We start from the raw sequence: 14,952 nt of genomic DNA, 5'->3' as shown, positions 1-14,952 counted from the left end.
CCCCAGGTGGACTTCGGGCGGCGGACGCTGGTGCTGCGGCACCGGCGGATCGCGGTCCGGCTCCAGTGGCGCTCGGTCGTCGTCTGCACGGTGCTCGCGGTCGCGATCGCCGGTACGGCGGTGCTCGCGCTGATGACCGGCTCGTACGCGCTGAGTCCCGGGCAGGTGCTCTCCGCACTGACCGGCCGGGAAACCGGCTTCGTCCGCGAGATCGTGGTCGAGTGGCGGCTGCCCCGGGTGGTCGCGGCGCTGGTGTTCGGCGCGGCTCTGGGCGTGAGCGGGGCGGTCTTCCAGTCACTGTTGCGCAACCCTCTCGCCGACCCCGGCATCATCGGGTTCTCCCACGGTTCCTACACCGGCGCGCTGGTCGTGATCCTGGTCGTCAACGGCACCTACGCGCAGCTGGTCGGCGGGGCGTTGCTGGGCGGGATGGCCACCGCCGTGGCCGTGTACGTGCTCGCCTACCGGCGAGGGGTGCAGGGGTTCCGGCTGATCGTCGTCGGCATCGGTGTCTCGGCGATGCTCGAGTCGCTCAACATCTGGCTGATCCTCAAGGCCGACCTAGACGAGGCGATGTCCGCGGCAGCTTGGGGTGCGGGTTCGCTCAACGGCGTGTCCTGGGACCAGGTCGCCATCGGCGGCGCCTGCATCGCCGTACTCCTGCTGCCGGCCGGGGCGTTGAGCCGGCCGCTGCGGCAGATGGAGCTCGGTGACGACGTGGCCGCCTCGCAAGGGGTACGGGTCTCGCCCGCACGTCTGGGCCTGATCCTGGTGGGAGTGGCGCTGACGGCGACGGTCACGGCCGCGTCGGGGCCGATCGCGTTCATCTCCCTGGTCGCCCCCCAGATCGCACGCCGACTCGCCCGCACCGCCGGGATCACCCTCGTCCCCGCCGCCTTCGTCGGGGCGCTGCTGTGCCTGGCGTCGGACTACCTCGCCCAGCACGTCGCCCCCACCCCGCTGCCGGTCGGCATCATCACCGTCGTGCTCGGCGGCGGATACCTCGGATACCTGCTGGTCACCGAAGCAAGGAGACGCCTGTGAGCGCAATCTCCACCGACACCGCGCGCCTGAGCGTGCAGTCGGCGACGATCGGCTACGACAAGCGGATCATCTCCGAGGACCTCTCGGTGACGATCCCCGACGAGTCGTTCACGGTCATCGTCGGCCCGAACGCGTGCGGCAAGTCCACCCTGCTGCGCGGCCTGTCCCGGCTGCTGAAGCCGTCGGCCGGGCAGATCGTCCTCGACGGCGCCGACATCAACTCGTACAAGACCAAAGAGGTGGCGCGGCAGGTCGGACTGCTGCCGCAGACCTCGATCGCCCCGGACGGGATCACCGTCGCCGACCTGGTGGCCCGGGGACGGTACCCCCACCAGGGGTTCATCCGGCAGTGGACCGAGGACGACGAGCGGGCCGTGCTCAGGGCGATGCGCCAGACCTCGGTCACCGAGCTGTCCGGGCGTCCGGTGGACGAGCTGTCGGGCGGGCAGCGCCAGCGCGTATGGGTGGCGATGGCACTCGCGCAGCACACCGACATCATGCTGCTCGACGAACCGACCACCTTCCTCGACATCACCCACCAGATCGAGCTCCTTGAGCTGTTCACCGACCTGAACGACGTCGGCCACACCCTGGTCGCCGTACTGCACGATCTGAACCACGCCGCCCGCTACGGCACCCACCTGATCGCCATGAAGGACGGCGCGGTGGTCGCCGAGGGCACTCCGGACGAGGTCGTCACGGCCGGGCTGGTCGAGGAGGTGTTCGGTCTGCGCTGCCTGGTGACGCGCGATCCGGTGGCCGGCAGCCCCCAGGTGGTGCCGCTCGGCCGTGAACGAACCCGGTGCGAGTCCGTTGCCAACGCCGATGCAGAGAGCGCGATAAATGTCTGATCCGTCCGTAGAGAAGCTGTCGACCGGTGAGTGGAGCCCGGAGAGGTTCAGGCGACATCTCCAGGAGACAGGTACACCGCTTGTCGGGCGGGTCTCCGCGGACGAGGTGGAGGTCACCTTCGTCGACTTCGTCGACGAGTCCGGGGACGACACGACGGTCACCCTCTCGGTGGTGATCGGCCCCAGAATCGGCTTCAACCCGATCGACACGGAGTTCGCCCCGGTCGCGGGGACCCCTTTCCGTGTTCTGACCCTGCGGATGCGTTCCGACCTGCGCTTCTCGTACGTGTTCGCACGACGTGGGTCGGCAGGCGAGGCTGAACAGGTTCCGGACCCCTTCAACCCGCCGCCGAGGTTCTCGGAGTGCTCGGTGGAGCGGTTCTCCGGGGCCTCGGTGGCCGTGCTGCCCGACGCGGAGCCGCTGCCCTGGCTCGACCAAGCTGAGGCGCGGCCGACTCCGGCAGTGGAACCTGCCGTGCTGAAGAGCGAGTTCCTGGGAGACGAACGCCGCATCTGGGTCTCTATGCCTCCGGGAGAGTTCTCGGACGAGAGCGCACTGCCCTTCGTGATCCACCTGGACGGGACGCCGGACCACAGCGCCCCGAGCGTTCGAGACGCCCTGGTCCGGGCGGGGCTCGTCCGCCCCTGCGTGGTGGTCCTCGTCGAGCAGCCTGCTCTGCGGCGCGCCGAAGAGCTGTGCTGCGACCCTGCGTTCTCCCGGATGCTGGTCGAAGAACTGCTGCCGTGGCTCCACCACCGGTATCCGCTCACGCGCGACCCCGCCGACGTCGCGCTGGCCGGCGAGAGCTTCGGCGGTCTGTGCGCCGGCTGGACGGCGCTCCACCACCCGACGGCGTTCGGCAACGCCATTCTCCAGTCCCCGTCGTGCGGGTACCACCCCGACCTCACGTGGGGCACCGGGGCGGATGAGCTGTTGCGCCGCACCCCCGTACCGACCCTGATGGCCGACTTTCTGGCGGAACAGACCGCACCGATCCGCCTCTTCCACGACGTCGGTGAGCTGGAGAGCTCGCTCACCCACAGCCGCTGGCTCGATCACGTGCTCACCGGCAAGGGCTACGACACCCTCTACCGCGAGTTCGCCGGCGGGCACGACTACGCGTGGTGGCGAGGACTCCTCGCCGATGCCCTGCTCTGGTGCTTCCCACGCAGGAGCGGGGACGGGAGCCAGGCGTGAGGGACTCTTCGCGTTTCCCGGGCGCCGACACCGCGGGACTGGGGCGAGGACCTCTGACCCGCCGGCTGCCCGTGCTGCTCCAGGCGCCTCCCGAACCGACCGAGGCTCCTCCCTTCGACGCCGGGGCGGGGCTCACGCCGGGTCGGTTCCTGCTGCGGGTGATCTTCTCGGTGAAGCGCGTCACCGTTCCCGGCATGCTGTTTGCGGTCGTGTGGCAGGTTGGCGAGTCGGCGGTCCCCGTGGTGATGGGGGTGGCCATCGACCGGGCGCTGGCGACCGGGAACGCGGGGCAGCTGGTGCTGTGGCTCGGCGTGCTGATCGCCCTGTACGTCGCGTTGACGATGGCGGCGAAGCTGGCGAACCGGCTGACCTCGTATGCGGTGCAGTTGGTGCAACACCGGCTGCGGAGCACCCTCTCGACCGCCGTACTGCATCCGGTCGGCGGCGCGGCCCGGGCGCCGGACGGCAGCGTCGTCTCGGTGATGACCAGCGACGTCGCCCGCCTGGCCAACGCGGTGATCCTGGTGATCCTGCCGGTCTCCAGGATCGCGGCCATCGGCTTCATCGCCGTGTCGCTGCTGGCGACGCACTGGCTGCTCGGGATGGTGGTGCTGCTGGGGGCGCCTGCCGCAGTGTGGCTGATGGGCGTGCTCAGCGAGCGGCTCTCCCGGGACACCCGGGTGTACCAGGAGCTCTTGGCGTCCACGGTAGGGCGGGCCACCGATCTGGTCGCCGGCTACCGGGTGGTCAAGGGCATACGCGCCGAGACCGAGGCGACCAGGAGGTACCGGCAGGCGAGCCAGGAGACCCTCGTCGGGGCCAGGCGCAACGCGGGACTGCTGGGGAGGTTCCTCGCCGGCTCGGGTGCGGTCAGCGGCACGTTCGTCGCCGCGGTGATGGGGCTCGCGGGCTGGTTCGCCGTGGACGGGCGGCTCAGCATCGGCGAGCTGATCGCCGCCGTCGGCCTCACCCAGGCGCTGCTGCCGCAGATCCAGTCGATCGCGAGCGCCTCCATTCCCAACCTCGCCGGAGCCCGCGCCGCGTCCGTGCGCGTCATCGACGTGCTGCGTGGCAACGGCGGTGAGAGCCCCGGGCCGGACGACAGGGCAGGGGCAGAGGTCGCGAGGCTGCCGGTGGTGGAGGTGTCCGCGCAGGGTACGACGATCCGCGTGGACCCCGGAGAACTCGTGGGAGTGCGCGCCGACGATCGGACCGCCGCCCGCATCGCCCGGGCCCTGCTGGACCCGCGGGCCGGCGGCGAGGTGGAGGCGCGGCTCGACGGACTCCCGGCGCGGGAGTTGACCGCGGAGGAGTACCGCTCGCGGGTCACGGTCGCGCCGCACCGGGCCACACTGTTCAGCGGAACGATCCGCGACAATCTCGGCGCCGGCGCGCCCGAGTTGGTCGATGGTGCGTTGCGAGCCGCAGCGTGCGGCGACTTCGCCGCCGATCTCGACCTCCCGGTCGGCGAGGACGGCAACCGCCTCTCCGGCGGCCAGCGCCAGCGGATCGCGCTCGCCCGCGCGCTGGCGAGCGATGCGCCGGTACTCGTGCTGCACGATCCGACCACGGCGGTGGACCCGGTCACCGAACACACGATCGCGGTGCGTCTGCGCGGCTCCCGGACAGGCCGCTCGACGCTGCTGATCGCCTCGTCCCCGGTGCTGCTCGGACGCTGCGACCGCGTCGTCGACCTGTTGGCGGACGCACCCGTGCACGGAAGGACGGTGGGATGAGCGAGGCATCCGCTACGACCGGGCACGCGCTGCCCGTCGCGGGCGGCCGGGCGACGGCCAGGGAGGTCCTGAGACTCAGCCGCGGACACCGGCTCCGGCTCGCCGCCGTCGGTATGGTCGGGATCGTCAGCACCGCCGTCGACCTGATCCCGCCGGTGGCGATCGGATACCTCGTCGACCGGGTGCAGACGGGCACCGCGGATCTCGGCACCGTCCTGACGGTCACGGTCGTCATGGCGCTCTCGGGCGTCCTCGGCGCCGCAGGCACCGCGGTGGCGATCGTGCTCGCCACCCGCGTCTACCACACCGTCCTCGCCGCACTGCGCGAGCGGCTGGTGAGCCGCGCCATGACCCTCCCGCAGCACCTCGTCGAGCGCGCCGGTACGGGGGACCTGATATCCCGGTCCAGCGACGACGTCACCGCCGTCGCCGATGCCGCCCCCACAGTGATCCCCGCACTCACCGTCACCGCGTTCACCATCGTCGTGTCGCTGGGCGGGCTGGCGGCACTGGAATGGCCCTATACGGTCGCGTTCGTGGTCGTACTGCCCGTCTACGCGCTCGCCATGCGGTGGTACCTGCGCACCGGGCCCCGGGTGTACCGGGCCGAGCGTGCGGCGATGAGCGGGCGTGCGCAGCAGATCCTCGAGTCCCAGCGCGGGTACGCCACCGTGCTCGGCTTCGGGCTCGCCGAGCGACGCCATCGCGCCGTGATGTCGGACTCCTGGGGCGTCGCGGTGCAGTCGCTGCGGGCACGCACCGTGCAGAGCATGCTCAACGCCCGGCTCAACCTCGGCGAATGCCTGAGCCTGGCCGCCGTGCTCGTCGTCGGATTCGTCCTGATCGACCGCGGATCCTCAACCGTCGGCGGTGCCACCACCGCCATGCTGTTCGTGCTGCGCCTGCTGGGGCCGGTCAATCAGCTGCTGTTCGTCATCGACACCCTTCAGTCGGCTCTCGCCTCGCTGAGCCGCATGATCGGAGTCGTCACGATCCCGACGGTGGACACGGTCGACGCGTCGACGAGGCCGGCGGACCCGGCCAGGACAGCCACCGCCGTCCGGCTCCGCGAGGTCGCGTTCCGCTACGGCGCCGGTCCACTCGCGCTCGACGACATCGGCCTCCACATCCCCGCCGGTCAGCACCTCGCGATCGTCGGCCCGTCCGGGGCGGGGAAGACCACGCTCGCCGCCGTGATCGCGGGCGTTCACCGACCTGACGCCGGGACAGTGACCCGTCCCTGTCGCACCGCGGTGATCACCCAGGAAGTACACGTGTTCGCCGGGACGTTGAGAGAGAACCTCACGCTAGCCGCCCCCGACGCCACCGACCGCGAGATCCGCGCCGCGCTCGAAACCATCGGCGCGGCCGATCTGCTGGACCTGTCGGCGGATGCTCTCGACACGGTGGTCGGCACCGGCGGACACCCGCTCACCGAGGCACAGGCGCAACAGCTCGCCCTCGCCCGGCTGCTGCTCGCCGACCCGGAGTTGGCGATCCTCGACGAAGCCACCGCCGAGGCCGGTTCCGCCCATGCCGGGCGGCTCGATCGTGCGTCGGAAGCGGTCCTTGCCGGCCGGACCGGCATCGTGATCGCTCACCGGCTCTCCCAGGCCGCCACGTGCGAACGGATCGTGGTCATGGACGCCGGCCGCGTCACCGAGATCGGCACCCACGGCGAACTCCTCGCCGCCGACGGCACATACGCCCGGCTGTGGGCGGTGTGGCAAGCCGGGCAGCACATCGGCACGAACAGGTGAAGGCGGCGCCGGACCGTCTTCGGGCAACGGAGCAGCCACAGGGCGCGTCGGCTGGGCGGCGGAGCCCGATCCAGGCCCGGCCCATTGCCACCTGGCCTTTCATCGGCTCGGACGAGTGTTGTTCGGGCAGGGGTGCTTGCGCGTGATGGACAGTGTCCGGGGCGTGGAGCACGTCGTACCTCAGCCGGGCAGTAGGGCCACGATCTCGCGGACGACGACCTCGGGTTCGGTCAGTGGCACGAGTGGCCCGACCTTCTCGCGATCACGTGTCTGCCTTTCGCCCTGGCCGGCTCGATGGGCACGGAAGGTGTTCGTCGCGGCGCACACGGCGTTGCCCATGCCGTCTCCGGTAGGCCGCCGGAGCTCACGGTGACCGGGATGCCACCGGTGTCCGGCGGTGCCTCGCCGCGGAACAGGGCACCCAGCAGCTTAGGGTGGCGGCGCCGCCGAGGTTGAGGACGATGCGCTCCCTCCGCCGGAACCGGCCGGCGAACGGTACATCGCCGGTCTCGTCGGTGGGGTCCACCCGGACCAGGCCGGCGATCCGTCGGGGCGCGCGTGCGGCGGCGAGCCGGTCCAGCGAGCCGCCCGCGCCGTGCCCGACAAGGAGGAAGGGGCCGGAGCGGTCATTGGCGACGGGTCCGGGCATGGGGCGCGACGGACGACTGCACCAGGGCCCACGAGGACCTGCCCGCACCGGCCCCGGCCTCGAACACGCCGGTCGGACCGTCCAGTCGTGGTCCGGGCCGGACCATCGCGTAGAGCCACCGTCCGTCAGGCATGGGCATCCAGTCAGGGGAGCCCCGCACACGCGCTTTGCGGACGGGCGCGGTCACTGACCTTTCTCCAGCGTGAAGAGGTTCATCCGGTACGAGTTGACGGCGGGCGGGACCAGGCGCGCCAGCAGGGGCATGCCGTAACGGTGGCGCCATGGCCAGGTACGGGCCACGTCCGGCTGCGCCGTGGCGAATGTCCTGCTCTCGCGCAACCGCAGCCCCCAGTCCTCCAGGGTCTTCGGATCGTCACAGGTCCAGGTCATCCGCGCGTCGACGGTCTTGAACACCGGGTTGCGGTCCTGGTTGCGCATCATGGCGCCGCCGCCGGTGTCGAAGCTCAGGCCGGCCCCGGGGAAGCGGTCCGCCAGAGCCCGTACGACGGAGCGGACCTGTTCCTCGTCGAGGTAGAGGAGCACGGCCTCGCTGACAAAGAAGTACGGCCCGCCGGTCCGCGCGACCTGTTCGAACCAGTTGGTGTCCAGTACCGAGGCCGCGAGAGTCGTGGTCCGCTCGGAGTCGGTGAAGAACCGCCGCCGCAACTGGACGGTGTCCGGCAGATCGAGGTCGAACCAGCGCGCCCGCCCGTTGTCGAGGCGGAGCGAACGGGTGCTGAGTCCTGCTCCGAGTTCGATCACGGTGCCGTCGGGGTGTTCGGCCAGGAACCGTCTGACCCACCCGTCGAAGATCGCACTGCGCAGTACGGAGCCGCCGAGGGAAGGGCCGCGGAACTTGGCGAAGTCGTAGTCGATCCTCTCGACCATGCCGCATGCCGCGTCGTCCCTCAGGACCGGGTGGCGGGCCCGCGCGTCGAGCGCTCGCCCGTACAGCGGAATGAGCAGTGTCTCCTGCACAGTGCCCAGCCGCACGCTCTCCTTGGTCACATGATCACCGCCCTGGCGAAGTTAGGGTTACCTAAGTGAGGCTAGAGGTGGGTCGGCTGGACATCAACTCCCCCGGTTGACCGCTCATCACCTGTTGCCGCGGGGCGGTGGCTGCCGGCTCTGGCAAGGTGATCGGCACTGATGAAGAATCTTTACCGGTGCGGGTTGCGTCGGGTCGTGATGTCTGTGCTGGGTCGGAGGGATGGGGTATCCCGAGGGTGGCGGGCTGGCGGCCGAGGAGCGGGCCCGGTGTGAGCAAGTTCGGTTCGCAGCAGCGGACTTGATCGAGGAAGGGGTCAATGACAGGGAGGTGGCCCGGCGGTTCAGGAGCAGCCCCTGGCACTCCGTGACGAACCCGCCACGAACTGCGTCCGGGGCGTGCGAAAATCCCACCACTTGATCACCGGCGTGAAGGCTGTGTGCCGACTGCCGCGCCCGGGGGAGGGGAGCCTCGTATGGTCCTGTCGCCGTCGAGCCCGAAGTGGCCCGCCTTGCCCGACTACTTCCATGACTGGGCGTTGGTGGACGTGGAGACCTCCGGGTTGAGACCCGGTCGGGACCGTGTCCTTTCTCTCGCGATCCTCACGCTGGACGCTCAGGGCAACCAGACCGGCGAGTTCGCCACTCTGCTCAACCCCGGGTGCGATCCCGGCCCCGTGCACATCCACGGGCTCACCCTCGACCGGCTTGCCGGCGCGCCCACCTTCGATGAGATCGCGCCTCAGGTGGGGGCGCTGCTCAGCAGCCGCGTCCTGGTCGCGCACAACGCACAGTTCGACTACGACTTCCTTGCCCACGAGTTCGCCCACGCCCGCTCCTGGGTCCCGGTCGGCAGACGTCTGTGCACGCTGGCCCTCAACCGCCTGGTCGGTCCCCCGACGCCCGATCTCAAGCTGGGCACGCTCGCCGCGCACTACGGTGTGCTCCAGGAGAAGGCCCACGATGCGCAGGACGACGTACGGGTGCTCTCCGGCATCCTGCGCGGTTCGCTGAGCGCGGCCGGGCAACTTGGCCTGGCCTTGCCGCTCCTGGAATGTCCACCTCGCCAGGACTACAGGCCGTACGTTCCCAAGTCTCCCTGTGCGTACCGCAATCCGGGTCGTCTTGAGTCGGGTGAGCCGCTGGTACAGGGAATGAAGGTCGCCATCACCGGGGACACCCGGATCTCTCGTGAGGAACTCATCGCCCGCTCGGTGGCGGCCGGGCTGAACATCATGACCTCGGTGAGTGGCCAGACCAGCGTCGTCGTCACCAACGACCTCGGGACCGGAACTGTCAAGCTGAAGCGCGCTGAGGGCGCAGGTGTCCCCCTCGTGGATGAGCCGACGTACCTGCGACTGCTGGAGACGGTGCAGCCCGGCAAGTCCAAGGGCGCCGCCCGTCGGCGTGCCGCTGCGGAGACGTCCGGCGATGTGCCCTGCGCACTGCCTGCGTCGACGTCCGCTGTCCCCGTACAGCGGACTGCCCCACCGACGGAATCCGCTGGTGTGGAGGATCGGCCGCTCACAGGGCGCAGGGTCCTGGTCCTGGGCGGCACCCACGACGAGGCCGTAGAGGCACGCGCGCGTGCGGTCGCCCTGGGCGCCTCCGCGGCGGTGAACCTCTCCGCCGGCGTCTCCGACGTCGTCGTGCTGCCCGGAGGCGAAGCCGACCGGCGCATGAGTCGTGTCGCGGCCCTCGGCCTGCGCGTGCACGACGCCGGCTGGCTGCTCTCGCCCACGACACCGCCGATGTCCGCATCGGTACAGAACGCGGTCGCAGACCGGCCGGATACGGCGGTGGTCCTGGTCCGAGGAGCCGTCCTCGACCTGTCCGACACCGGCACGGCATGGACGGTGGCCGCCGCGTGGCGTCAGCAGACCGCTTGTGACGTGGACGTTGTCGCCTTCGCGGTCGATGCGCGCGAACAGGTTGCAGGAGACGAGGACTTCGTCTTCCACGGCGCCCCCGAGCACCCGGACGGCACCGTGCGGCTCGCCACGGACAGTCCGACGGAGCAGGCCGTCACCGTCGACCTGGAGCGGCTGCCCCTGGAGGTCCACCGGGTCGTCATCGCGGCCGCGATCGACGGTGCCGCGACCTTCGCTGACGTCGGGGCCATCGAGATCACCGCCATGTGCGGGATTGGCGCGGCTCCGACCGCCCGAGCGACTCTCGACGCCGCCACCACGGAGCGCACGATGATCCTCGCCGAGTTGTACCGCAGGGGAGCGGGCTGGCGGCTGCGGGCCGTCGGGCAGGGGTACGACGACGGCCTTGCCGATCTCGCTCGCGGCTACGGCGTCGACGTCGCGGAATAGCAGAAAGGTCTCTCAGGCAGAGTCGCCCCCCCAACGAGCCATCCCCGTACGTGTCATTGCAGACGGCGAGGGGACGGTGTGGGCTGCGAGGGAATCCAGGGAGCCTGGTGAGTGGCGGTCGGCCTATGCGTCGCGTGACCGGGGGCTGTTGGCGATCCGGCGTGACGAAGGCGAAGCGGATCCACAGGTCACCGAGGCAGGGACGTTCTCTCTGCGGAACGGCCCACACCAGGAGCACCCCGTGCACGGCATGAGGACGAGATCACAGCGTGGCGGGGCAGGCGCCGAGCGACGCGCCGCAGGTCCGGGTTCCTGCTCAACTGCGCTCGCCGCACGCTCCGGGTATCTCACGCCATACCTGTTCCGGGCGGTGATCAGGACCGGGGCTGCGGCGATCGGGGTACTGGACGAGATGCGGAACCCCGTGAGGCTTGGCGACAAGCGTGATCTGCCGGAGCTGTTCTTCGCCGCTTCTCTGGAGCGAACCCTGACCGGCGGCCCGGCGGGTGTCGAGGCGGCTTGTGCCGACGCGCTGACCGGGGACGCGGAGCGGCTCTGGGCGAGGGCGTTCGGCAAGCTGGTCGTGTACGCGGTATCCGTATCGGTGGTCGGCCCGGGGAGGAGCACAGGGGAGTTGTTGCGCCGGGATGAGGCGGAGCGGCGGGCCCTTCTCTCGGCTCAGTTCAGCCGTCGCACCCCCTGTCGGGCCGGTTCGGGGCGGTGGATTCCTCTGGGGTGGTAGCCCAGCTCGTCGGAGCGGCCCAGGAGGTCGGCCAGGTACCAGGTGATGGCCAGCCACATTTCTGTGCCCTGGAGGCCGGGTTCGGGGCCGGGGCCGGGGCCGAAGGCGAAGCCGTGGCTCGGGTGCCAGCGGGGGAGGAGGGCGGTGAGTTGGTGTTCGGCCCAGTGCTGGATCTCGGGGGTGCGGTAGCCGTTGAGTTGGCGGGTGGACAGCCAGAGGGGGTGGGCGACGTCCAGGACGTTGCAGGCGTTCTCCCGGGACGCGCCGAAGTAGCGGGTGTCACGGGAGTGGTCCAGGACCGCGTCCACGACTCGTTCCGGGTAGGGCACCGGGAGTCCGAACTGGGCGAACGAGCCGCGTGTCAGGCGGTAGTAGCCGTTGACCACCTGGAGTCGGCCCGCCTCGGCCGAGGGGGTGCCCCACATCCCGGTCCATGGGTCGGCCCGGGTGAGGAGCCAGCCGAACAGGGACTCCGTCGTCGCGTTGCCGGGCTCGCCGTGTCGTAGGTTCCAGTGGGCCGCCGTGGCCCAGCTGTCGATCCATGCCCCGGCGCCCCACGCACCCGTGCGCCACGGCAACGCCTCCAACCTGGTGGTGAGTTGACGTGCCGTCATGTCCTGTACTCCGCGCACCGGGTGGGGGAGGCCGCTGCCCAGCACGTCGAGCGCGTAGCCGACGCACAGCACGTGGTACAGCGCGGCTCCGTCTCCGATGAATCCGTCCGCTTCGGCCTCGGGCAGGGGCTCGCCGAACTCGGGGACGAGTCCGCTCTTCGGGTCCTGGAGTCTGCTCAGCCGACCCACGTGCTCCTCGGCGGACAGCTGCTCCGGCACGGCACTCAGCAGCAGATCGGCTATCTCCACGGCGTCGCAGTGGGCCCGTACGGTGGGTGCCGCGCCGGGCCGGTCCACATAGCGCTCGCCGTCCCAGCACCGTTCGAGCAGCGGGGCGACCTGGGAGCGGGCGGTGTCCGCGAAGCCGGCGAGGTCGAGGGGGTGACGTCGGGCACCGTCCGGAGAAGTGGCAGTGCTTGGGCGGGAGTTCGGGGCGGCATGGTCTGTACGGTGCTCAGGAGCCGTGTCGCCTGAGCCGGGGGTTGCCTCGCTGGTACCGGGGGCTGAGATCACTCCCGCAGGGCCGGTATGCGCAGGCGCGCCACTCATACCGGGGTCGGAGATCACGGCACCCGTGCCCGAGTCCACCCCCTCTCCCCGCCGTCCCCGCTGCTCCCTCCGGTCCCGCAGAACCCGAGCCGGATTCCCCGCAGCCACCGACCACGCCGGCAGATCCTTGGTCACCACCGCCCCCGCCCCGATCACGCAGTGGTCGCCGACCGTCACGCCGTCGACCACGACGACGTTCGAGCCGATCCAGACGTCGTCGCCGATGCGGATGCCCCGGCTGGTGAGGGGCTGGCGGAAGACGGGCAGGTCGGGGGAGATGGTGTGGTTGAAGCCGAGCAGGGAGGTGTGGGCGCCGATGCGGACGCCGTTGCCGAGGGCGACGGTTCCGCGGACCGTGGTGAAGGGGTTCAGGGTGCAGTCCGTGCCGGTGGTCAGGTCGCCGGTGACGTAGGCATGGGCGGCTATGTAGGAGTCGTTCCCGAGGCGCAGTCGGTCCGGGAAGACCGCCGCGGACTCGGCGACGTAGCAGCGCTCACCGAAGCCGGTGTCCCCGACGACCGCCCGCTGCACCTCCCGCTGCGCTAGGCGCTGTTCCTCGGTGGCCTGACCGGTGAAGAGCCAGGGGCAGTGGTCGAAGTGCCGTACGGACGGCTGTCCCGGAAGATCCATGACCGCACGCTAGGCAGAGTGGGGCCCGGCACGGAAGGGGGGAAGGCGGCCGCGCGACGCGGACCGGTCCGAAATGGTAGAAGCGGGCATGACCAACTCGCAGCTGATCTCCCCCCGCCTCCGCCCGGCCGGTGTCCGATGACCGAGGGCATCGACACCCCCGACCGTCGCGGCCGCACCGGGCTCGACCGCACCGGCCTGGACCTGACCGGCAACCCGCGCGTCAAGGTCCGGGACGTGAAACTGCTGTCCAGCCACTGGTACGTCGAGCGGGCCACGACCTTCGACCTCCAGCGCGCCGACGGCACCTGGAGCACCCAGCAGCGCGAGACGCACGACCGCGGCAACGGCGCCACCATGCTGCTGTACGACGTCGAACGGGAAACCGTGCTGCTCACCCGGCAGTTCCGCTTCCCGGTGTATGTCAACGGCCACCCCGACGGGCTGCTGATCGAGACCCCCGGTGGACTGCTGGACGACGATGACGAGCACCCCGAGATCGCCGTGCGGCGCGAGGTCGTCGAGGAGACCGGGCACACCATCGGGGAGGTCCGGCACGTCTTCGACGTCTACATGAGCCCCGGCTCGGTCACCGAGCGGGTCAGTTTCTACGCCGCCGAGTACGCTCCGTCGACCCGCACCCACGAGGGCGGTGGCCTCGACGAGGAGGGCGAGGACATCGAGATCCTCGAACTGCCCTTCCCGAGGGCGCTGGAGATGATCCGAACCGGTGAGATCGCCGACGCGAAGACCATCATGTTGCTCCAGTGGGCGGCTCTGGAAGGCCCGTTCAGCAAGTGAGCGCGCAAGTCCTTGACTTGAAGTGCGCTTCAAGATGAAGACTCCCGTGTGTGCCCCGGAGACGGGCACACACGGAGGGAATCACCATGAAGTTCCGCACCATCGGCACCGCCCCGGCCACCCGCCGCGAGGTCAGCGTCCTCGCCCTCGGCGCCATGCTCTTCGGCTCACGCACCGACGAGGAGACCTCCTTCGCCGTCCTCGACCGCTATGTCGAGGCCGGCGGCAACTTCATCGACACGTCCGACAACTACGCCTTCTGGGAGGACGGCGGTCAGGGCGGCCAGAGCGAGGAGCTGCTCGGCCGGTGGCGGCGCAGCCGTGGCATCGGCGACGAGGTCTTCATCGCCACCAAGCTCGGCGCCCGCCCCCTGGCCCCCGGCACCGGCTTCGTCGACAACCCGGAGGGCCTGTCGGTGAAGGTGATCCGCGAGTCCGCCGAGCGGAGCCGGGAACGTCTGGGCGTGGCGAAGCTGGACCTGCTCTACGCCCACATCGAGGACCACCGGGTGCCGCTCCAGGAGACGGTCGAGGCGTTCGGCGAGCTGGTCGCCGAGGGCACCGTGGGCCTGCTCGGCGCGAGCAACCACGCGACCTGGCGGGTCGAACGGGCCCGGGCGCTCGCCGCCGCGGCGGGGCTGGCCGGGTACGAGGTCCTCCAGTACGCGTACACCCACCTGCGGCCCCGCACCGACGTGCCCCAGAGCCTCTTCCCCGACGGCAGCCTCGGCCATGTCGGACCCGACCTGCTGAGCTATCTGAGGGCCGAGCCCGGCCTGACCCTGGTCGCCTACTCACCCCTCCTCAGGGGCGCCTACACCCACCCGGACCGGCTGCCCCAGGACTTCGACCACCCCGGCACCCCGCCCCGCCTCGCGGCCCTGGCCGAGGTGGCGAAGGAGACCGGCGCGACCGTCAACCAGGTCGTGCTGGCCTGGCAGATCGGCGCCGACCTGCCCATCGTCCCGCTCGCCGGGGTCTCCTCCGTGGCGCAGCTGGAGGAGAACCTCGCCGCGGTGGACCTGGAACTGACCCAGGAGCAGCGGGCCCGGCTGGACGCGGCCCACTGA

Annotated in this window: 12 protein-coding genes; 8 read left to right on the top strand and 4 right to left on the bottom strand. The window is 70.6% G+C overall.

Annotated features, from left to right (window positions below; genetic code table 11):
- Positions 1-6 precede the first annotated feature (6 nt).
- The 5 genes from G3I78_RS09950 to G3I78_RS09930 are packed head-to-tail and all read left to right on the top strand — an operon-like array spanning position 7 to position 6,589.
- Complete coding sequence (locus G3I78_RS09950; protein ID WP_164423086.1) at positions 7-1,044, top strand: iron chelate uptake ABC transporter family permease subunit; 1,038 nt, start codon at positions 7-9, stop codon at positions 1,042-1,044.
- The gene (locus G3I78_RS09945; RefSeq protein ID WP_343243702.1) at positions 1,041-1,895 is read left to right on the top strand and encodes an ABC transporter ATP-binding protein; all 855 of its coding nucleotides are present in this window, start codon (positions 1,041-1,043) and stop codon (positions 1,893-1,895) included. Before G3I78_RS09950 ends, G3I78_RS09945 begins: the two co-directional genes overlap by 4 nt.
- Complete coding sequence (locus G3I78_RS09940; protein WP_164422544.1) at positions 1,888-3,093, top strand: alpha/beta hydrolase-fold protein; 1,206 nt, start codon at positions 1,888-1,890, stop codon at positions 3,091-3,093. The genes G3I78_RS09945 and G3I78_RS09940 overlap by 8 nt, the downstream gene beginning before the upstream one ends.
- Positions 3,090-4,829, top strand: coding sequence for an ABC transporter ATP-binding protein (locus G3I78_RS09935; RefSeq protein ID WP_343243701.1), 1,740 nt, complete (start codon positions 3,090-3,092; stop codon positions 4,827-4,829). Before G3I78_RS09940 ends, G3I78_RS09935 begins: the two co-directional genes overlap by 4 nt.
- Positions 4,826-6,589 (top strand): ABC transporter ATP-binding protein, encoded by a 1,764-nt coding sequence (locus G3I78_RS09930; RefSeq protein ID WP_164422542.1) that lies wholly within the window; start codon positions 4,826-4,828, stop codon positions 6,587-6,589. Before G3I78_RS09935 ends, G3I78_RS09930 begins: the two co-directional genes overlap by 4 nt.
- Before the next feature lie 180 nt (positions 6,590-6,769).
- Here G3I78_RS09930 and G3I78_RS51160 read toward each other — a convergent pair whose 3' ends face one another.
- From G3I78_RS51160 to G3I78_RS09920, 3 genes are all read right to left on the bottom strand, one after another.
- Positions 6,770-6,928 carry a hypothetical protein gene (locus G3I78_RS51160; protein WP_203614725.1) on the bottom strand — a complete coding sequence of 53 codons (159 nt, stop codon included), beginning with the start codon at positions 6,926-6,928 and terminating at the stop codon, positions 6,770-6,772.
- Positions 6,929-6,953: 25 nt separating this feature from the next.
- Positions 6,954-7,238 carry a hypothetical protein gene (locus tag G3I78_RS51155; protein WP_203614724.1) on the bottom strand — a complete coding sequence of 95 codons (285 nt, stop codon included), beginning with the start codon at positions 7,236-7,238 and terminating at the stop codon, positions 6,954-6,956.
- 183 nt (positions 7,239-7,421) lie between these two features.
- Positions 7,422-8,231, bottom strand: a complete 810-nt coding sequence (locus G3I78_RS09920) for a class I SAM-dependent methyltransferase (protein WP_203614723.1) — start codon at positions 8,229-8,231, stop codon at positions 7,422-7,424.
- 470 nt (positions 8,232-8,701) lie between these two features.
- On the opposite strand from G3I78_RS09920, the gene G3I78_RS09915 reads away from it, so the two are divergent.
- Complete coding sequence (locus G3I78_RS09915) at positions 8,702-10,546, top strand: TerD family protein (protein ID WP_164422538.1); 1,845 nt, start codon at positions 8,702-8,704, stop codon at positions 10,544-10,546.
- A gap of 678 nt (positions 10,547-11,224) precedes the next feature.
- Here the strand turns inward: G3I78_RS09915 and G3I78_RS09910 are convergent.
- The gene (locus tag G3I78_RS09910) at positions 11,225-13,081 is read right to left on the bottom strand and encodes an acyltransferase (protein WP_164422536.1); all 1,857 of its coding nucleotides are present in this window, start codon (positions 13,079-13,081) and stop codon (positions 11,225-11,227) included.
- A 138-nt stretch (positions 13,082-13,219) separates the two neighbouring features.
- Between G3I78_RS09910 and G3I78_RS09905 the strand changes: the two genes are divergently transcribed.
- Both G3I78_RS09905 and G3I78_RS09900 read left to right on the top strand, forming a co-directional pair.
- Entirely contained in the window at positions 13,220-13,882 is a 663-nt protein-coding gene (locus tag G3I78_RS09905) for an NUDIX domain-containing protein (RefSeq protein ID WP_164422534.1), read from the top strand.
- Positions 13,883-13,968: 86 nt separating this feature from the next.
- Entirely contained in the window at positions 13,969-14,952 is a 984-nt protein-coding gene (locus G3I78_RS09900; protein WP_164422532.1) for an aldo/keto reductase, read from the top strand.

The organism is Streptomyces sp. SID13726 (assembly GCF_010548375.1).
In the GTDB taxonomy this organism is placed as follows: Bacteria; Actinomycetota; Actinomycetes; order Streptomycetales; family Streptomycetaceae; genus Streptomyces.
The sequence above is the reverse complement of the archived record's forward strand: the minus strand, read 5'-3'. Positions and strand labels throughout refer to the sequence as shown.